The following is a 19,428-nucleotide window of genomic DNA, read 5'->3' as shown; positions in this document are numbered from 1 at the left end:
CGGGCACTCAGTCCAGTTCGTAGCGCACCGAGAGCACGCCTTTTTTTTCGGTAACCGCTAGCACTTTCACGGTTTGCAACTCGCCCAGCGAACGCACATGAGTGCCGCCGCACGGGTACCCCGGCAGGTCACCAAAACTGACCGCGCGCTGTGAGGCGTCGAGGTGCAAATGCCGGGGCAGGTCGGCGCTGATCCAGTGCGTGAGTTGTTGCTCAATGGCCCTTGCGTCCAGTGTTTGGGGCTGTTCGCCGGGTATAAAGCTGACCCGGCATTCACCCGGCCAATGGTGAGCTTTAGTGGGTATCCAGCCCGCCTGTTCGCCCACCACGCCGATCAAGTGCCCGGCCGAATGCAGTCGGGTATTCAACTGGCGACGCTGGGCATCGACGCGAACCTGTACCGGGCCAAGGGCAACGGGTTGCGTGAGGTAATGCACGATGCTGTCGTGTTCTTGTAGCGCTTTGAGTACTTCACTGTCGCCGATCCAGCCAATGTCTGACGGTTGCCCGCCACCTTGCGGGTGAAATGGCGTGGCCTGCAGGGTCACGGCAAAGCCTTCTTCGTGGGGAGTGCATTGCATCACCACGGCATCGGCAGTCAGTGCGTCGTCGGAAAAATAAAGGCGTTGAGTCATCACGGTGTCCTGATCGAATTCTTTTTCTAGTATAGAAAAGCGCACTCGGTGTGATAATCCCTGCAAATTTCAATGGACCTGTGCGTCATGAGCATAAATCTACCGTTGTCGTTGTTGGCTGAAATGGTCGTGTTTGTGCGGGTGGTTGAGGCCGGGAGCTTCTCTGAAGTGGCACGCCAGCTGGGTACCTCACCGTCGGCTGTCAGTCGCAGTATTTCGCGCCTTGAAAAAGCGCTGGCGCTGCGTTTGCTACAGCGCACCACGCGTAAATTGCGTTTAAGCGAGGGCGGTGAGGCCGTATTCAAGCGCTGTTGCGAGGTGGTGGGGGCGGCCCAATCGGTGATGGAGCTCAGTGGCCAGTTTACCCAGGAGCCTGAAGGCTTGATCCGGGTCAGCGTGCCCAAGGCCATCGGGCGCTATGTGATTCACCCGCACATGGCAGATTTTTTGCGCCGTTATCCAAAAGTCGATGTGCAGATGATGTTGGAAGATCGCTACGTCGACCTGATTGATGACAACGTTGACCTGAGTATCCGCATCACTGACCAACCCGCGCCGGGGTTGGTGGGCCGTGAGCTGTTTGCGCTGGAGCACGTACTGTGTGCCACGCCCGCTTACCTGGCTGAACACGGCATACCGGCCCGCCCCGAAGACTTGCGTACGCACAGTTGCATTTACCTGGGGGAAACCCCGGCGGATGCGCGCTGGAAGTTCAAGCAGGGCAGCAAGTCAGTGACCGTCGGGGTGCACGGGCGGTATGCGGCGAATCACACCGGGGTACGGCTGGAGGCGATCTTGCAGCACATCGGGATTGGCAGCGTGCCGTATTTCACGGCGCGCCACGCATTGGACCAAGGGCTGATCGTGCAAGTGCTGCCGGAGTGGAGTTTTATTGCGTCCTACCATGGTGGCGTGTGGCTATTGCATGCGCCATCGCGTTATCTGCCACCCAAGCTGCGGGTGTTTATTGATTTTCTAGTAGAGCGAATGGCGCAGGAGCCGACACTTGGCATGCCGCATAAGCAGGTCTAGCCACAGGTGCAGCATTGGGCGCTGTGTGCCAAAAAAAGGCCCGCCAGGTTAAACCGGGCGGGCCTTTGAATGTTCAGACACGCACTCAGTGCTGGGTGCTGTCTTCAGCCACGGGCATGACCATGAACTGCTTTTCCTGATTCCAGTCGAACGGTTCGCCGTTCAGTTCAGCGTCATGACGGCGCTCTTCCAGTGCCTGGTACATGTCCAGTTCTTCATCCGAGAGGAAGTTGAAGCACGCGCCGCCGAAGTACCACAGCAGGTCACGGGGAACCAGATGGGCGATCTGCGGGTAGCGTTCGATCACCTGGCACATGATGTCCTGGCCCAAGTACTGGCTGTTGATCGGGTCAACCGGCAGCGAACTGCGCATGTCGTCAAAGCGTTCCAGGAATAACGCGTGGCTTTCCTCAGGGATCTGCTCAGCGTCACCGACAGCAACCAGGATGCTGCGCAGAATATCGAGCAACACGAGGTTGTGGTTCAGATCGTTGGTGGCCATTGCGGTGTCCTCTAAAGCAAAACGGGCGCGGGAGTATAAAGCCCCGCGCGCCCGCTGTCGTGCTATCGAATCTTTCCTTCGCTGTGAGTCAGCTCCTCTTTGGAGAAATCATCCACGTCAATCACCTTGCGACGTGCGGCTTCGGCCTCGCGCAAGGTCTGTGCCTCATCGGGTTGCAGCACGCCAGCTTTCACGCCTGCCTCAATCGCCGGTTCGCCGGCGGCGGGGTTGACCTGACCGCTTTTAAGGCCCTCATGCAATTTTTTGAACAGTGGATGGGCGGCGCTGAGCAGTTCGCTGGCGTGTTGCAGGGCGCCGACAGGATCGTCAGCCGATTGTGGGCGATAGCAACCTGCCAACACCGCTTCAAGGGTCGGGTCGCCCTTGGCGCGGCCCAATACAGCGGCGACTTCCGCGTCCAGCGCATCGGACGGCCCGGTGTGGCGACGTCCAAACGGGAACACGATGGCGCGCAACAAGAAACCCATTGTGCGACTCGGGAAGTTTTGCAGCAGCTCATCCAGCGCGCGCTCGGCATGGCCCAGGCTTTCTTGCATGGCCCAGTTGAACAGCGGGTTGAGGTACTCGGGCGAGTCCATGTCGTGGTAGCGCTTGAGTGCGGCCGAAGCCAGATACAGGTTGCTGAGCACATCGCCCAGACGTGCGGACAAGCGCTCACGGCGTTTTAACTCACCGCCCAGCAGCATCATGCTCAAATCGGCCAGCATCGCAAAGGCTGCGGCCTGGCGATTAAGCGCGCGGAAGTAACCTTGGCTCAATGCATTGCCGGGGGCTTTTTCAAAGCGGCCAAAGCCCAGGTTCAACACGAAGGTGCTAGCGGCATTGCTCACCGCAAATCCGATGTGGTTGAGCAGCAGTCCATCAAATTCGTGCAACGCTTGCGCGTGATCTTCGCGCCCGGCCAGTGCCATTTCCTTCAGTACAAACGGATGGCAGCGGATTGCACCCTGGCCGAAGATCATCAGGTTGCGCGACAGAATGTTTGCGCCTTCGACAGTGATGAAGATCGGCGCTCCTTGCCAGCTGCGGCCCAAATAGTTATTGGGCCCCATGATGATGCCCTTGCCACCGTGAACGTCCATCGCATGGCTGATGCATTCGCGGCCGCGCTCGGTGAGGTGGTACTTGAGAATGGCCGACAGGACCGAGGGCTTTTCGCCCAGGTCCACTGCGTTGGCGGTCAGCATACGGGCGCTGTCCATCAGCCAGGCATTACCGCCAATCCGGGCCAGGGCTTCTTGAATGCCTTCGAAGGCGGCCAGGGGCACGTTGAATTGCTCACGCACTTGCGCATATTGCCCGGTCACCAGACTGGTGAACTTGGCGGCGCCAGTGCCGACCGCCGGGAGCGAAATCGAACGCCCGACCGACAGGCAGTTCATCAGCATCATCCAGCCCTTGCCAAGCATCTCCTGGCCGCCGATCAGGTAGTCCAGCGGGATGAACACGTCTTTGCCGCTGTTCGGGCCATTCATGAAGGCCGCGCCCAGTGGCAAGTGACGGCGGCCTATGTCGACGCCCGGTGTGTCGGTGGGGATCAACGCCAGGCTGATGCCCAGGTCTTGTTCCTCGCCCAGCAGGTGGTCCGGGTCGTGGGCCTTGAACGCCAGCCCCAGCAGCGTGGCGACCGGGCCGAGCGTGATGTAGCGTTTTTCCCAATTCAGACGCAGGCCGATCACTTCTTCGCCTTGCCACTGACCTTTGCAAATGATCCCGGTGTCGGGCATGGCGCCCGCGTCAGAACCCGCGAGTGGGCCGGTGAGCGCAAAACAAGGGATGTCATCCCCGCGGGCCAGACGTGGCAGGTAATGGTTGCGTTGCGCGTCGGTGCCGTAATGCAACAACAGTTCAGCCGGGCCGAGTGAGTTGGGCACCATCACCGTGGAGGCCAGATCGCCGCTGCGGGTGGCAAGTTTCATCGCCACTTGCGAGTGTGCATAGGCCGAGAAACCTTTGCCGCCGAATTCTTTGGGGATGATCAGCGCAAAAAAACCGTGCTCTTTGATGTGTGCCCACGCCTGGGGGGGTAAGTCCATGCGCTGGCCGATGTCCCAATCACTGACCATTGCACACAGTGCTTCGGTCGGGCCGTCGATGAAGGCTTGTTCTTCTTCTGTGAGTTGGGCCTTGGGGTAGGCCAGCAACTGGTTCCAGTCGGGGCGGCCACTGAACAATTCGCCGTCCCACCACACGGTGCCCGCGTCGATGGCGTCGCGTTCGGTTTGCGACATGGGCGGCAGTGTTTTTTGAAACCAGTTAAAAAGCGGTGCGGTGAATACTTTGCGCCGCATATCAGGCAGCAGCAACAGGGCGGCGGGGACCGCCAGCAGGATCCAGAAAATACCCAACAGCCAGCCCGGAGCATGACTGAACAGGCCCATGGCGAGTAGATAGACCGCGACCACGCCCATAGCGGGCAGCGGGGCAACGCGACGATGCGCCAGCCAGGCGACGCCAACGATTAAAACCACAATCCACAACAACAGCATATTCAATCCTCCGTGAAGCCAGGGGCGGGCACCTTTGTGAGCTTAGTCGCAAGTCGTGATCAAGGCGTTATGGATAGTGACCTCGCGTGGGAGGCGGAGTTCGTCTGGCAAGGTTAGACTGCCCCGGCGTCTATCAATCAGGAGTTGAGTCATGCTCAAAGTGTGGGGTCGCAAGAATTCGTCAAATGTCAGAAAAGTGCTGTGGTGTGCCGAGGAGTTGGCGCTGCCTTACAACCGGGAAGAGGCCGGAGGTGCTTTTGGTGTGGTCGATAGCCCTGAATATCGGGCGTTGAACCCGAATGGCCGGGTGCCAATGATCGAGGACGATGGCTTCGTGTTGTGGGAATCCAACACCATCGTGCGTTATTTGGCGGCCAGATATGGGTCAGACACCTCTTGGTATCAACGTGATGTTTGCGTGCGGGCGCAGGCCGACAAGTGGATGGACTGGACGACATCCTCATTCGCCGGGCCGTTTCGTGATCTGTTTTGGGGCATTTTACGGACCCCCGCCGAACAGCAGGATTGGGTGCTGATTAACGCCGCGAGTAAACACTGCGCCGAATTGTTATCGCTGGTCGACCAGGCGTTGTCACAAAAGCCTTACCTGTCCGGTGATGAAATCGGCATGGGGGATATACCGCTGGGATCGTTTATTTACGCCTGGTTTGAAATGCCCATCGAACGCCCGGGCATGCAGCACCTTGAGGCGTGGTACGAGCGTCTGAAGCTGCGCCCGGCCTATCGCAACGCGGTCATGACTGCGTTGACTTAATACCCACTATTAATACGGGCGACTGTACTTGTGCGTCGAGGCCAAGCACCATGCACCTTGCGTGTCGGACTTGTATGACAGACGGCTCGCCCTTATCTACACCTCCCATTCCCCCATCTTGGTGCGTAATCAGATATGAGTTCCGCTCTGTCCATACGGCAGCTAACCAAAACCTACGGCAACGGTTTCCAGGCCCTGAGTGGTATCGATCTGGATGTATCCGAAGGTGACTTTTTCGCGTTGCTCGGCCCGAACGGGGCAGGCAAATCCACCACCATTGGCATTCTCTCGACGCTGGTCAACAAGACGGGCGGCACGGTGAATGTGTTTGGTCATGATCTTGACCGTGAACCTGCTGCACTCAAGCGCTGTATTGGCGTGGTGCCGCAGGAGTTCAACTTTAACCAGTTTGAAAAAACCTTCGACATCGTCGTGACTCAGGCGGGGTATTACGGCATTCCGGCGAAAATCGCCAAGGAACGTGCCGAAAAGTACCTCACCCAGCTGGGGTTGTGGGACAAGCGCGACACACCTTCGCGTTCGTTGTCCGGCGGCATGAAGCGCCGTCTGATGATTGCCCGCGCTCTGGTGCATGAGCCGCGGCTGTTGATTCTCGATGAGCCGACCGCAGGCGTGGACATTGAACTGCGTCGCTCGATGTGGAGCTTTCTCACCGAGCTGAATGAGCAGGGCACCACCATCATCCTCACCACTCACTACCTGGAAGAGGCTGAGCAGTTGTGCCGCAACATCGGGATCATTGATCACGGCACCATCGTTGAAAACACCAGCATGCGCCAACTGCTTGGCCAGTTACATGTCGAAACCTTCCTGCTGGATTTGAAAACCCCGTTGCAGGCTGCACCGCAGTTGATCGGCTACCCAAGTGCGTTGCTCGACAGCGCCACGCTGGAAGTCCAGGTGGACAAGGCGGTCGGCATCACGGGTTTGTTCACGCAATTGGCGGCACAGCACATTGAAGTGGTGAGCCTGCGCAATAAAACCAATCGCCTTGAGGAGTTGTTCGTGTCGCTGGTCGAAAAAAATCTGGCAAAGGTGGCGATATGAGCTCGGAGCTGCGCCCCAATCTGATTGCGTTAAACACCATTGTTTACCGTGAAGTGCGACGTTTCATGCGCATCTGGCCGCAAACCCTGCTGCCGCCAGCGATCACCATGGTTTTGTACTTCGTGATCTTCGGTAACCTGATTGGCCGACAAATCGGTGATATGGGTGGTTTCACCTACATGGAGTACATCGTGCCGGGCCTGATCATGATGTCGGTGATCACCAACGCCTACGGCAACGTGGTATCGAGCTTCTTTGGCGCCAAGTTCCAGCGCTCGATTGAAGAACTGATGGTGTCGCCGGTGTCGCCGCACATCATCCTCATCGGTTTTACCGTGGGCGGGATTTTGCGCGGGCTGATGGTGGGTGTGATTGTGACCTTGCTGTCGCTGTTCTTTACCGACCTGCAAGTGCACCACTTGGGACTGACGGTGGCCGTGGTGGTGCTGACGGCGACTATCTTTTCGCTGCTGGGGTTCGTCAACGCGGTATTTGCCCGTAACTTCGATGATATTTCGATCATCCCGACCTTCGTGCTGACGCCCTTGACCTACCTGGGCGGGGTGTTCTACTCCATCAGCTTGTTGCCGCCGTTCTGGCAGACGGTCTCGATGGCCAACCCGGTGCTGCACATGGTCAACGCCTTCCGCTACGGCATCCTGGGTGTCTCGGACATTAAAATCAGCGTGGCACTGACTTTCATGGTCATTGCGACCGTGGTGCTTTACCTGCTGTGCGCACGGTTGCTGGTCAGCGGTCGCGGCATGCGTCAGTAGCAAACACGACGGTAGGTGTTTTTTGCGCGAAACGACGCCCCTTCAGGGGCGTTTTTTTTGTCGGCGTTTCCATTGGCGGTTCACCCACCAGCGCCAATACAGCTGGGTCAGGCAATAAGCCAGCGCACCCAACACCACGCCACACACCACCGAACCCAGTAGAAAAGGCTGCCACACCGTAGACAGTTGCCCGCTGATCCACTCCCACGTCAGGTTCTCGGGCAGGGTGCGTGCAGGCACATTCATCAACCACGCCCCCAGTTTGTAGGTGCAATAAAAAACCGGCGGCATGGTAATCGGATTGGTCAGCCATACCAGGCCAACCGAAATGGGCATGTTGCTGCGCACGGTAATGGCCAGGAAGGCGGCCAGTAGCATCTGGAAAGGCATGGGGATAAACGCCGCAAAAATGCCCACTGCCATGGCGCGGGACACCGAGTGCCGATTCAGGTGCCACAGATTGGGGTCATGTAGCAGGGTGCCCATAAAGCGTAAGGATTTGTGTTCCCTGATGCTGGCTGGGTCTGGCATGTAACGTTTAAACAAACGCCGTGGCATGGGCCTCTCCCGGGAATGAATGGGGCAGTATGCCCAAATTCACTCTTCTGCCTATTCAGACTTTGTGACAATTATTTAAGCGCGTATTACCCGCATCGACTAATCCGAGGTAAAGGATCTCGGTGGGCTGGCTATGTATACAGGGATGTTAGGGCTGGCGTCGGGCTTGATGGCTTTGCGTTATTTACCGGTGTTGCCGCCGGCGGGGTGTCTGTTTCTTCTTTCGGCAGTGGGACTGGCGCTGTTATTTTTTCGTACCTATCCATTTGGATTGTTTTTGTTCGGGCTGGTATGGGCGTGCGTACAGGGGCAATCGGCGCTGAACGACCGTTTGTCGCCATCGCTCGATGGTCGCACCCTATGGGTTGAGGGGCGGGTGATTGGCCTGCCGCAACGCACAGGTACAGCGCAGCGGTTTGAATTACGGGACGCGACCTCGCGTCATGCCGAGCTGCCGAGCACCCTGCGTTTAAGCTGGCATGGCGGCCCGCCGCTCAACAGTGGTGAGCGTTGGCGTCTGGCGGTCAAGCTCAAAAAGCCCCACGGGTTGCTCAATCCGCAGGGCTTTGATTACGAGGCCTGGTTGCTGGCACAGCGTATCGGGGGAACCGGTTCGGTCAAGGCGGGCCAGCGTTTGGCGCCCGCGGCCTATGCATGGAGAGACGGTTTGCGCCAACGCTTGTTGCAGGTTGATGCCCACGGCCGAGCACCGTGGCTGGCAGCCCTGGTGATGGGGGACGGGTCCGGGCTAAGCCGTGATGACTGGGCGCTGCTGCAAGCCACGGGGACCGTGCATTTATTGGTGATTTCGGGTCAGCACATCGGGCTGTTTGGCGGGTTGCTCTATGGGCTTGTCGCGCTGCTGGCACGTTATGGGCTATGGCCGCGTACCTGGCCGTGGCTGCCGTGGGCATGCGGTCTGGCCTTTGCGGGTGCGCTCGGTTATGGCTTGCTCGCAGGGTTTGAAGTGCCGGTGCAGCGGGCCTGCGTCATGCTCGGGCTGGTTCTGCTATGGCGTTTGCGGTTTCGTCATGTGGGCATGTGGTTGCCGTTTTTGCTGGCCCTCAATGCGGTGTTGATAGCACAGCCTCTGGCGAGCCTGATGCCGGGGTTTTGGTTGTCATTCATGGCAGTGGCCGTGCTGATATTCACGTTCAGCGGGCGCTTGGGTGCGTGGCGGTGGTGGGCGGCCTGGACCCGGCCCCAAGGTTTGATCGCGTTGGGGCTGTTTCCCGTGATCTGGGCACTGGGTTTGCCGGTCAGCGTGACCGGGCCAGTGGCGAACCTGGTGGCGGTGCCGTGGATCAGCTTGCTGGTGCTGCCCTCGGCGTTATTGGGCACGTTGCTGTTACCTGTGCCTTGGCTCGGGGAAGCACTTTTGTGGCTGTCGGGCGGCTTATTGGATGCCCTGATTCGCGGGTTAGCGTTGTTGGCCGGTACTTTTTTGCCGTGGATGCCCGCACAAGTCACAACCGGTGTGTGGTGCTTGAGTGCTGTCGGGGTGCTGATTTTATTGCTCCCCGCAGGGCTTTTACCCAGACCGTTGGGCTGGCCGCTGGTGCTGCTGGCGGTATTCGCGCCCCAAGAGCAGATTCCCCATGGTCAGGTCGAGGTCTGGCAACTGGACGTCGGGCAGGGGTTGGCGATGGTGCTGCGTACACGCCATCACACCTTGCTCTATGACGCAGGGCCCAAGGTCAGGGAGGTGGATCAGGGTGAGCGCGTGGTGGTGCCGGTGCTGCGCGCGTTGGGTGTCAGTGAATTGGACGTGATGCTCATCAGTCACGCCGATTCGGATCATGCCGGTGGCGCGTTGGCCGTGCAGCGCGCCATGGCCATCAAAAAAGTGATCAGTGGTGACGTGCCCGGGCTGGCACTACAGTTACAGGCGCAGCCGTGTGTCAGTGGCGAACGGTGGGAGTGGGACGGTGTGAGTTTTTCACTCTGGCAATGGGCGGATGCGCAGACGGGTAATCAAAAATCCTGTGTGCTGCTTGTACAGGCCAGCGATGAGCGTCTGTTGCTGACGGGTGATATTGACGCGTTGGCCGAACGCGCCTTTTTGAAATCCCCTCTGGCGATGCCGGTGCACTGGCTGCAATCGCCGCATCATGGCAGTCGTTCATCGTCATCCAAGGTGTTTCTGAATGCGTTAAAACCTGAACATGTGCTCATATCGCGAGGTCACGGCAACAGCTTTGGTCATCCGCACCCGCAGGTACTGGCACGTTACAACGCCTTGGGCATGAACGTGCTGGACAGCGCAGAACAAGGGGCGGTGCGGTTCAGGTTGGGGACGAGGGGGATGGCCCGCAGCCTGCGTCAACCCAGCAGGTTTTGGCGTCAGGGCGGGTAACCGGGGTTTTGCCTGCGTCTGAGCGGGCGCCCAATCCTATGGTAGAGTGGCGCACTTTTTCGAGGGGATTGTCACTGTGTGGGAACTGGTCAAATCCGGCGGCTGGATGATGCTGCCGATCATTCTGAGCTCTGTTGCCGCGCTGGGCATAATTGTCGAGCGTCTTTGGACTTTGCGCGCCAGCCGCGTAACCCCGCCCCACCTGCTGGGGCAGGTTTGGGTCTGGATCAAGGACAAGCAACTGGACAAAGAAAAACTCAAGCAATTGCGCGCCGATTCTCCGCTCGGTGAAATCCTTGCCGCAGGGCTTGCCAACTCAAAACATGGTCGCGAGATCATGAAAGAGTGCATCGAAGAGGCCGCGGCCCGCGTCATTCATGAGCTTGAACGCTACCTCAATGCACTGGGTACGATTGCCGCGATGGCCCCATTGCTCGGTTTGCTGGGCACGGTGCTGGGCATGATCGACATTTTCAGCTCGTTCATGGGGGCAGGCATGAGCACCAATGCAGCGATCCTCGCGGGCGGTATTTCCAAAGCGTTGATCACGACGGCCGCGGGCTTGATGGTGGGTATCCCGGCGGTGTTCTTCCATCGTTTTCTGCAACGACGCGTTGATGAGTTGGTGGTGGGCATGGAGCAAGAAGCCATCAAGCTGGTTGAAGTCGTTCAAGGCGACCGCGAAGTCGACATGGCCGGGAGCAAAGCGTGAAATTTCGCCGCAAGCCACGAGAAACAGTGGATATCAACCTCGCGTCATTGATTGATGTGGTGTTTATCCTGTTGCTGTTTTTTGTCGTGACCACCACTTTCACTCGCGAAACTCAACTGCGTGTTGATCTGCCGCAAGCGGTGAGCGGTGCCCCGAGTGACGATCAAAACGCCAAGCAGTTAGATGTCGCCATCAGCGCAGACGGTGTGTTTTCGGTGAACAACCAGATACTGCCGAAAAATGACCTGGCCACTCTGATGGAGGCCTTGCAGAAAGAGTCCGAGGGTGACACCACGCTGGCGCTGTCGATCAGTGCTGACGGCAAGGCCCGGCATCAAGATGTCATCACCGCGATGGATGCGGCGGGTAAATTGGGTTTCAGCCATTTACGCATGACCACCGTCGAGGCACAGGCAGCTCCCTGATGGCTATGTCCGATCGTTTGTTACGCGCCTGGTATGCCGGGCACCCGCTGCTGTCGCTGCTGCGGCCGCTTGAGTGTCTCTACCGTCGCGTGGTGGCGGGTAAGCGCGCGCGTTTTGTTGCAGGGCAGGGCGATATTTACCGAGCGCCGGTGCCGATTGTAGTGGTGGGCAATATCACGGTGGGCGGCACTGGCAAGACGCCGCTGATCCTGTGGCTGATTGAGCACTGTCAGCGCCACGGCCTGCGGGTTGGGGTGGTCAGTCGCGGCTATGGGGCCAGGCCTGCGCATTTTCCCTGGCGTGTGACGGCTGAACAAAGTGCCGCGCAGGCCGGTGATGAACCTTTGCTGATCGTGCAGCGCAGCGGTGTTCCCTTGATGATCGATCCTGATCGTAGCCGTGCAGTCAAAGCCTTGCTGGCCAGTGAGTCGCTGGACTTGATCCTGTCGGATGATGGCTTGCAGCATTACCGCCTGGCGCGTGATCTTGAGCTGGTATTGATCGACAACGCCCGCGGTTTGGGTAACGGCCGTTGTTTGCCCGCAGGCCCCCTGCGCGAGCCGGCCGAGCGGCTGAACAGTGTCGATGCGGTGCTGTACAACGGTGCAATGACGGACCCGGCATCGGGATTTGCCTTTGCTTTGCAGCCCACCGCGCTGATCAACCTGCGCAGTGGCGAACGTCAGTCACTGGACTATTTCGCGCCGCAGCAAGCGTTGCATGCGGTTGCCGGTATCGGTAACCCGCAGCGTTTCTTCACTACCCTCGAAACGTTACACTGGCGGCCAATTGCCCACGCGTTTGCCGACCATGCGCCGTATAGCGCCGAGGTGCTGAATTTTACGCCGTCGTTGCCGTTGGTCATGACGGAAAAGGATGCGGTGAAATGCCGCGACTTTGCCGCGTCTGACTGGTGGTATCTGGCGGTAGACGCTGTACCTTCTCAAGCCTTTGTGCGCTGGTTTGATCAGCAGCTACTGCGTCTTTTACCTGATCGTCTTTTGCCCTAACTCCTCTTATTCAGGGAAACCCTTATGGACACCAAACTGCTCGATATCCTTGCTTGCCCTGTTTGCAAAGGCCCGCTCAAGCTCAGTGCCGACAAGAGCGAATTGATCAGCAAGGGCGCTGGCCTGGCGTACCCGATTCGTGATGGCATCCCGGTCATGCTCGAAACAGAAGCCCGTACGCTGACTGACGAAGAGCGTCTGGATAAATGATCCCGGTGTTTACGGTCGTTATCCCCTCGCGGTTTGCTTCCACACGCTTGCCCGGCAAGCCCCTGCAAATGATTGCGGGCAAGCCGATGGTTCAGCACGTGTGGGAACAAGCGTGCAAAAGCAGTGCGCAGCGCGTCGTGGTGGCTACGGACGATGCGCGGATTGTCGAGGCCTGTCAGGCGTTTGGGGCCGAGGTGTTGTTGACCCGCGTCGATCACGAATCAGGCACCGACCGCCTGGCCGAAGTGGCGACGCTTCTGGGGTTGGCTGACGATGCCATTGTGGTCAATGTCCAGGGCGATGAGCCTTTGATTCCGCCTCGGGTAATTGATCAGGTGGCGGTTAACCTGGCTGCCCACAGCGAAGCGAGCATGGCGACGCTGGCCGAGCCCATCGAAGACGTGGCCGCGTTGTTCAATCCCAATGTGGTCAAAGTGGTCAGCGACCTCAATGGGCTGGCGCTGACGTTCAGTCGAGCCTGCCTGCCGTGGGCGCGTGATGATTTTGCGCATGCCAGCGACCGCCTGCCAGAGGGCGTGCCTTATCGTCGGCATATCGGCATCTACGCCTACCGTGCGGGTTTCCTGCATGACTTTGTGAGTTGGGGCCCTTGCTGGCTTGAAAATACCGAGCGTCTTGAGCAGTTGCGCGCGCTGTGGCATGGCGTGCGTATTCATGTCGCCGACGTGCTCGAAGCACCGCCTGGCGGGGTAGACACCCCTGAAGACCTTGAGCGCGTTCGGCGTTTGTTGGAGGTTTGATGCGCGTCCTGTTTGTGTGCCTGGGCAATATTTGCCGCTCGCCGACGGCTGAGGGTGTCCTGCGCCATAAATTGCAGTTAGCCGGCCTTGCATCGCAGGTTGATGTCGCTTCGGCAGGGACTGGCAACTGGCACGTAGGGCAGCCTCCTGACAAACGCACTCAGCGGGCGGCAAAGCTGCGCGGTTATGACTTGTCGGCGCAGCGCGCGCAGCACGTCAGCGCCGCTGACTTCAGCCGCTATGAGCTGATCTTTGCGATGGATAACAGCAACCTGCGTGATCTCCAGGCATTGCAGCCGGTCAGTGGCAAGGCTGAGCTGGATCTGTTCTTGCGACGTTATAAGGGTGTGAAACACGAAGTTCCCGACCCTTATTACGATGGCGAACAGGGCTTTGAAGAAGTGCTGGATCTGATTGAACGCGCGTGCGACTTGCTAGTGATCGAATTGAAAGGACGTTTATGAGTTTGCAGTTGCAGGTTGAAGCGTCACTCAAGCCGTTCAACAGCTTTGGTGTCGATGTGCGTGCCCGATTGTTTGCTCAGGCGCATAACGACGATGACGTGCGTGAAGCGTTGCGCTATTCGGCTGAGCACCAGTTGCCTTTACTGGTGATTGGTGGTGGCAGCAACCTGCTGTTGACCGGCGATGTGCAGGCGTTGGTATTGCGCATGGCCAGCCGTGGCCTTCGTGTGCTGGTAGATGACGGCGAGCGCGTGGTGGTTGAGGCCGAGGCGGGTGAGGTGTGGCATGACTTTGTGTTGTGGACGCTTGCGCAGGGCTTTGCCGGGCTTGAAAACCTGAGCCTGATCCCGGGCACCGTCGGCGCTGCGCCGATGCAGAACATTGGTGCCTACGGGGTTGAGATCAAAGATGTGTTTGCCGGGCTGACCGCGCTCGACCGTCAAAGCGGGGAGTTGCGTGATTTCACCCTGGCTGAGTGCGATTTTGGTTACCGCGACAGCCTGTTCAAACAACATCCGGGTCGATGGTTGATTCTGCGGGTCAGGTTTGCCCTGAGTCGTGCTGCCAGTCTGCACTTGGAGTACGGCCCGGTACGCCAGCGCCTGATCGAACAAGGCGTTGATCTGCCGAGCGCCAGTGATGTCAGTCGAGCCATCAGCAGCATTCGCAGTGAAAAACTGCCCGACCCTGCGGTCTTGGGCAATGCGGGCAGCTTCTTCAAGAATCCGGTGGTTTCATCGGTGTTGGCGGCTGAACTCAAGCTGGCGTACCCCAACCTGATCGGCTATCCGCAAGCGGACGGTCAGGTGAAACTGGCGGCGGGTTGGCTGATCGAGGCGGCTGGCTGGAAAGGCTTTCGTGACGCGGATGCGGGCGTACACCGTTTGCAGTCGCTGGTGCTGGTCAACTACGGCGCGGCGACCGGTCTGCAATTGTTGGCACTGGCGCAGCGTATCCAGGCCGATATTGCGCAGCGCTTTGCCGTGCAGTTGGAGATGGAACCCAACGTGTATTAATCGGGCACTCGCGTTGCTCCATCATCCGTGGCCGTAAGGAATACCAATGAAGCATAAGCCTGCTTGGGCCTTGGCGTTGACCTGGGTGGCGCTGACGGGTTGCACCACCGCGCCGCCCAGGGATCAAGGCAATCTGTGCAATATCTATCGTCAGTACCCGCGCTGGTATGAAGACTCGTTAAGCATGCAGAGCCAGTTCGGCACGCCGCCGCAGGTGGCGATGGCAATCATGAAGCAGGAAAGCAGCTTTGTGGCGGATGCATTGCCGCCGCGCGCCTATTTGTTGTGGGTCATTCCGTGGGGGCGGGTCAGTCAGTCTTATGGCTATGCCCAGGCTCAGCCGCCAGCGTGGAGTGACTTCACAAAAAGCACGGGCAAGGGGGGTTCGCGTGACAACTTTGCGGATGCCATTCGATTTATTGGTTGGTATGCGGCGGGTACTCAGCAGCAGCTAGGTATATCCAAGTGGGACGCCTATAACCAATATTTGGCCTATCACGAGGGGCGGGGCGGCTACAGCCGTGGTACCTATCGTGCCAAGCCTTGGCTGGTGCAGGTCGCACGCAAGGTTGAGCAGCAATCAAAGACGTACGGCGCGCAGCTTAATCAGTGCCGGGGTGAGTTGGAGAGCAATCGTCGTTCGTTCTGGTTCTTCTGATCGCAACGCCTTCAACGCATAAAAAAAGCCCCGCCAGTGCAAACTGACGGGGCTTTTTAGTGGCCTTTGGAATTAGGCGAGGGGTTTAGGCTCGTGCTCTTCTTCCAGGGCTTTAGGGTTTTGCTCGACCACTTCCTCAACAGAACGCAAGTTCTCGTCGATGGCAGGTGTCGTGTGCTCTGCGACGGCTTCGGTGGCTTGCGCTTGAGCGGCAGCGGCGGCAGCGGCGGCCTCTTCACGCTTGCGACGACGCACTTCACGCGGATCGTTCGGGGCGCGACCATTGCTGGACGGGCCGCTGGCGACAGGTGCTGCGACGATGGCCACTTCAACCACTTCGGCTTTTACCAGCACTTCAACAGGCTCTGGTTGTGCGATCACAACCGGTTCTGCTGGCGTGGCGGGAGCCGGTGCGGCTTCAGCGGCGGCAGGCTCTGCAACGGGCTCGCGTACAGTGCGGGCTTCCTTGACAGGCTCAGGGCGCTTTTCGAAGGCAGGCTTCTCAACAACCGGGGTTTCTACCACTGGCGCTTCAACTACAGGCTCAGGTGCAGCAACAATCGGTGTTTCGATGGCTGGAGCAGGTTCTGCGGCTGCCTTGGGTTCAGGCTGGGCTTCTTGAACCGGAGCCACTTCAACTTCAGGCGCTTTAACGGCTTCGATTGGCGTGATGGCTTCAACCACAGGGGCTTGAACCACTGGCGTTTCGATCACTGGCGTCTCAACGACCGGTGCTGGCGCTTGCGGTGCTTCAACGACAGTCACAGCCTTGGTTTGAGCTTCTACGCCAACCACGGTTTCGGCCGGGGCTGCTTGCTCGGTGGCGGCGCTGGCCCGTTCAGCTTGCTGATGGGCTTGAGCTTCGGCCGGAGCGCTGATCACGGTGCTGGCAACAGCTTCTGTGACGGCCAGTCCGGCAGCCAGCTGCTCGGTGTTGGCAGGCACGTTTTGCGTGTTGGTCTCTTCGCTGCCTTCTTCGGTGCCGTCTTCGCTGCCTTCAATCACGTTGCCATTGGCATCGCGTTGACGCTCGCGACGGTTGCTGCGACGACGCTGACCGCGGGAGCGGCGACGTGGACGATCGCCTTCGGCGTTGTCCTGAGTCTCGTCCTGCAATTGCTCTTCGTTGTTCAGAGCGGTTTCGTCTTCAGCGGCGACGGCGGCTTGCTCGGCGCGTGGTGCGCGTTCTTCGCGAGGTGCGCGTGGTTGGCGTTCTTCACGAGGTGCACGGGCCGGACGCTCTTGCTCAGTGGTTGCAGCGGGTGCGGCATCCAGCGGTTCACGCAGTTCGCGTACGCGTTCTTCACGCTCACCGCGAGGTTTGCGATCTTCGCGAGGTGCGCGTGGAGCACGCTCTTCGCGCGGTGGGCGCGGGGCACGTTCTTCGCGGGCAACGACTACCGGGGTTTCTTCGCGCGGTTCACGCACTTCGCGGGCTTCACGCGGGGCACGCTCTTCACGAGGTGCACGTTCTTCGCGCGGCTTGCGTTCTTCGTCACGACGACCGTTGCGGTTACGGCTTTGCTGGCGACCGTTGCGACGTTCTTCGTTACGTTGCGGACGCTCGGTGGTGGCCGGTTTCTCGGTCACGGTTGGCGCGGCAGCCGCAGGCTCATCCTTGGAGGCGAACAGGCTGACCAGTGATTTCACCAGACCTTTGAACAGGCTGGGTTCGGCAATGGTAGCGGCGGGTGCAGGGGCGGCAGTCGCGGTGGCTGCGGCTTCGGTCGGAACCGGTGCCGAGGTGCGCGCCGGGGCTGTTTTGACCGCCGCTTCCTGGCGAACCAGGGTGCGGGTGGCAGCGGCCGGTTGCACTTCTTCCACTTCAGCAGCAGCGGCAGCTATTTCATAGCTGGACTGATTGGTGTGGGCTTCCGGGCTGTCATCGCGCAAACGCTGAACTTCGAAGTGCGGCGTTTCGAGGTGGTCGTTCGGCAGGATGATGATGCGGGCGCGAGTGCGCAGTTCGATCTTGGTGATCGAGTTGCGTTTTTCGTTGAGCAAGAAGGCGGCGACCGGGATTGGCACCTGAGCGCGCACTTCGGCAGTGCGGTCTTTCAGGGCTTCTTCTTCGATCAGGCGCAGGATGGCCAGCGACAGCGATTCAACGTCACGGATGATGCCGGTGCCGTTGCAGCGTGGGCAGACGATACCGCTGCTTTCACCCAGCGATGGACGCAGGCGCTGACGGGACATTTCCAGCAGGCCAAAGCGCGAGATACGGCCCACTTGAACGCGGGCGCGGTCTGCTTCCAGGCATTCGCGGACTTTTTCTTCCACGGCGCGCTGGTTTTTGGCAGGGGTCATGTCGATGAAGTCGATGACGATCAGGCCGCCGATGTCGCGCAGGCGCAACTGGCGGGCGATTTCTTCAGCCGCTTCAAGGTTGGTTTGCAGGGCGGTTTCTTCGATATCGCTGCCTTTAGTGGCGCGCGCCGAGTTGATGTCGATGGACACCAGGGCTTCGGTCGGGTCGATAACGATAGAGCCACCGGAAGGCAGTTCAACGACGCGCTGGAAAGCGGTCTCGATCTGGCTTTCGATCTGGAAGCGGTTGAACAGCGGAACGCTGTCTTCGTAGAGTTTGATTTTGCTGGCGTACTGCGGCATCACCTGGCGGATGAAGGTCAGGGCTTCGTCCTGGGCTTCAACGCTGTCGATCAGCACTTCGCCGATGTCCTGGCGCAGGTAATCGCGAATGGCGCGGATGATCACGTTGCTTTCCTGATAGATCAGGAACGGCGCAGCGCGGTCCAGCGACGCTTCTTTAATAGCGGTCCACAGTTGCAGCAGGTAGTCGAGGTCCCACTGCATTTCTTCGCTGCTGCGGCCCAGGCCTGCAGTGCGCACGATCAGGCCCATGTCGGCAGGTGCGATCAAGCCATTGAGCGCTTCACGCAGTTCGTTGCGCTCTTCACCTTCGATGCGGCGCGAGATGCCACCGGCACGCGGGTTGTTAGGCATGAGCACCAGGTAACGGCCAGCGAGGCTGATGAAGGTGGTCAGGGCTGCGCCCTTGTTGCCACGTTCTTCTTTCTCGACTTGCACGATGACTTCCTGGCCTTCGCTCAGGACGTCCTTGATGTTGACGCGGCCTTCTGGGGCTTTTTTGAAGTATTCGCGGGAGATTTCTTTGAGGGGCAGAAAACCGTGGCGCTCAGAGCCGAAATCGACAAAGGCAGCCTCAAGGCTTGGTTCGATGCGAGTAATACGGCCTTTGTAGATGTTGGCTTTCTTCTGCTCGCGTGCACCTGACTCAATGTCCAGGTCGTAGAGGCGTTGGCCATCTACCAGTGCAACACGCAACTCTTCGGGTTGAGTCGCGTTAATCAGCATTCTTTTCATGTTGTACCGTCGGTTTCCGGGCTGCCGGAAACGGCGTTCGGCACACACGACTTCTCACGGTCGGTGTCAGGTGCGTCAGGAGTAGTTGGCCACTCCATTGTCCAGCGAGGTTCGGCCCTGGGGGCCGAGTCGCGACTAACGCTTCCTGCTTGCTGTGGTGCTAAAGCACCGCTTAAGCAAAAGTCTGGTCAGGAGGAGGAATCAACCGGCGGCTGTGGACGAGATGAAGCGTCTTGATAAAGCCTATTGCTACACAGTCCGGCGGTTGTGCATCTCCACCCCACACGTATCCCTGATAATTCGGGTGCTGCCGCGCGCAGAATCCGCAGCGGGTTGGCATTTACCGTGAACTCCAAAAGGGGAGGTCACGCATCATGGCTAATAAAGGCGAAGTTTCCGAAACATTCGCTCGAAATTCCCGAGGCTGACTGCACTTTGTGAACTGGCCGTGAATATCGGCGTAAAAGGCGAGTTTTCACTCTGCTTTCCAGGCTCGCTTCAGGCCTCATGTCACCTGCGCTTGTTACAACTCCAGGCGTTCCGTATGCAGCAAAAGTCCCGTAGGACGGCCTCGCGTCCTCGTGAAGAGCGTAGGGCAGGGCCGGTGACTCACCGT

Annotated in this window: 18 protein-coding genes; 13 read left to right on the top strand and 5 right to left on the bottom strand. The window is 59.1% G+C overall.

Annotated elements, in window-relative coordinates; all coding sequences use genetic code 11:
- Positions 1 to 7: 7 nt before the first annotated feature.
- Positions 8 to 634: a hypothetical protein gene (locus AP059_RS08270; RefSeq protein WP_059762791.1), complete on the bottom strand. Its 627-nt coding sequence runs from the start codon at positions 632 to 634 to the stop codon at positions 8 to 10.
- An 87-nt stretch (positions 635 to 721) separates the two neighbouring features.
- On the opposite strand from AP059_RS08270, the gene AP059_RS08265 reads away from it, so the two are divergent.
- Positions 722 to 1,666: a LysR family transcriptional regulator gene (locus tag AP059_RS08265; RefSeq protein WP_059762790.1), complete on the top strand. Its 945-nt coding sequence runs from the start codon at positions 722 to 724 to the stop codon at positions 1,664 to 1,666.
- 85 nt (positions 1,667 to 1,751) lie between these two features.
- Here the strand turns inward: AP059_RS08265 and AP059_RS08260 are convergent, their stop codons facing one another.
- A complete protein-coding gene (locus AP059_RS08260) occupies positions 1,752 to 2,168 on the bottom strand; it encodes a PA2817 family protein (protein ID WP_059762789.1) in 417 nt (138 codons plus the stop codon).
- A 62-nt stretch (positions 2,169 to 2,230) separates the two neighbouring features.
- Complete coding sequence (locus AP059_RS08255; RefSeq protein ID WP_059762788.1) at positions 2,231 to 4,678, bottom strand: acyl-CoA dehydrogenase; 2,448 nt, start codon at positions 4,676 to 4,678, stop codon at positions 2,231 to 2,233.
- Positions 4,679 to 4,829: 151 nt separating this feature from the next.
- On the opposite strand from AP059_RS08255, the gene AP059_RS08250 reads away from it, so the two are divergent.
- The 3 genes from AP059_RS08250 (at position 4,830) to AP059_RS08240 (ending at position 7,297) form a co-directional block, all read left to right on the top strand.
- Complete coding sequence (locus AP059_RS08250; protein WP_059762787.1) at positions 4,830 to 5,453, top strand: glutathione S-transferase; 624 nt, start codon at positions 4,830 to 4,832, stop codon at positions 5,451 to 5,453.
- Between the two features lie 135 nt (positions 5,454 to 5,588).
- A complete protein-coding gene (locus AP059_RS08245; protein WP_048362924.1) occupies positions 5,589 to 6,521 on the top strand; it encodes an ABC transporter ATP-binding protein in 933 nt (310 codons plus the stop codon).
- Positions 6,518 to 7,297, top strand: a complete 780-nt coding sequence (locus AP059_RS08240; RefSeq protein WP_048362925.1) for an ABC transporter permease — start codon at positions 6,518 to 6,520, stop codon at positions 7,295 to 7,297. The genes AP059_RS08245 and AP059_RS08240 overlap by 4 nt, the downstream gene beginning before the upstream one ends.
- A gap of 42 nt (positions 7,298 to 7,339) precedes the next feature.
- Here AP059_RS08240 and AP059_RS08235 read toward each other — a convergent pair whose 3' ends face one another.
- Positions 7,340 to 7,855, bottom strand: coding sequence for a DUF2062 domain-containing protein (locus AP059_RS08235; protein ID WP_048400890.1), 516 nt, complete (start codon positions 7,853 to 7,855; stop codon positions 7,340 to 7,342).
- Between the two features lie 133 nt (positions 7,856 to 7,988).
- Between AP059_RS08235 and AP059_RS08230 the strand changes: the two genes are divergently transcribed.
- From AP059_RS08230 to AP059_RS08190, 9 genes are all read left to right on the top strand, one after another.
- Positions 7,989 to 10,211 (top strand): DNA internalization-related competence protein ComEC/Rec2, encoded by a 2,223-nt coding sequence (locus tag AP059_RS08230; RefSeq protein ID WP_177332365.1) that lies wholly within the window; start codon positions 7,989 to 7,991, stop codon positions 10,209 to 10,211.
- A gap of 76 nt (positions 10,212 to 10,287) precedes the next feature.
- A complete protein-coding gene (locus tag AP059_RS08225; RefSeq protein WP_048363040.1) occupies positions 10,288 to 10,923 on the top strand; it encodes a MotA/TolQ/ExbB proton channel family protein in 636 nt (211 codons plus the stop codon).
- Positions 10,920 to 11,348: an ExbD/TolR family protein gene (locus AP059_RS08220; RefSeq protein ID WP_059762785.1), complete on the top strand. Its 429-nt coding sequence runs from the start codon at positions 10,920 to 10,922 to the stop codon at positions 11,346 to 11,348. Before AP059_RS08225 ends, AP059_RS08220 begins: the two co-directional genes overlap by 4 nt.
- Positions 11,348 to 12,358 carry a tetraacyldisaccharide 4'-kinase gene (gene lpxK, locus AP059_RS08215; protein ID WP_059762784.1) on the top strand — a complete coding sequence of 337 codons (1,011 nt, stop codon included), beginning with the start codon at positions 11,348 to 11,350 and terminating at the stop codon, positions 12,356 to 12,358. Before AP059_RS08220 ends, lpxK begins: the two co-directional genes overlap by 1 nt.
- A 24-nt stretch (positions 12,359 to 12,382) precedes the next feature.
- A complete protein-coding gene (locus AP059_RS08210) occupies positions 12,383 to 12,568 on the top strand; it encodes a Trm112 family protein (protein WP_048362930.1) in 186 nt (61 codons plus the stop codon).
- Positions 12,565 to 13,329, top strand: coding sequence for a 3-deoxy-manno-octulosonate cytidylyltransferase (kdsB, locus tag AP059_RS08205; RefSeq protein WP_059762783.1), 765 nt, complete (start codon positions 12,565 to 12,567; stop codon positions 13,327 to 13,329). The genes AP059_RS08210 and kdsB overlap by 4 nt, the downstream gene beginning before the upstream one ends.
- Positions 13,329 to 13,793, top strand: coding sequence for a low molecular weight protein-tyrosine-phosphatase (locus AP059_RS08200; protein ID WP_059762782.1), 465 nt, complete (start codon positions 13,329 to 13,331; stop codon positions 13,791 to 13,793). The genes kdsB and AP059_RS08200 overlap by 1 nt, the downstream gene beginning before the upstream one ends.
- On the top strand, positions 13,790 to 14,809 hold the full coding sequence (gene murB / locus AP059_RS08195; protein ID WP_059762781.1) for a UDP-N-acetylmuramate dehydrogenase: 1,020 nt from the start codon (positions 13,790 to 13,792) through the stop codon (positions 14,807 to 14,809). The genes AP059_RS08200 and murB overlap by 4 nt, the downstream gene beginning before the upstream one ends.
- Positions 14,810 to 14,855: 46 nt before the next feature.
- Positions 14,856 to 15,467 carry a transglycosylase SLT domain-containing protein gene (locus AP059_RS08190; RefSeq protein WP_059762780.1) on the top strand — a complete coding sequence of 204 codons (612 nt, stop codon included), beginning with the start codon at positions 14,856 to 14,858 and terminating at the stop codon, positions 15,465 to 15,467.
- Positions 15,468 to 15,539: 72 nt separating this feature from the next.
- Here the strand turns inward: AP059_RS08190 and rne are convergent, their stop codons facing one another.
- The gene (gene rne / locus AP059_RS08185) at positions 15,540 to 18,803 is read right to left on the bottom strand and encodes a ribonuclease E (protein ID WP_059762779.1); all 3,264 of its coding nucleotides are present in this window, start codon (positions 18,801 to 18,803) and stop codon (positions 15,540 to 15,542) included.
- Positions 18,804 to 19,428 lie beyond the last annotated feature (625 nt).

Origin of the sequence: Pseudomonas sp. TAA207, assembly GCF_001529285.1 — a bacterium.
GTDB classification, from domain to species: domain Bacteria; phylum Pseudomonadota; class Gammaproteobacteria; order Pseudomonadales; family Pseudomonadaceae; genus Aquipseudomonas; species Aquipseudomonas weihenstephanensis.
This window is presented reverse-complemented; position numbering and strand designations above follow the sequence as displayed.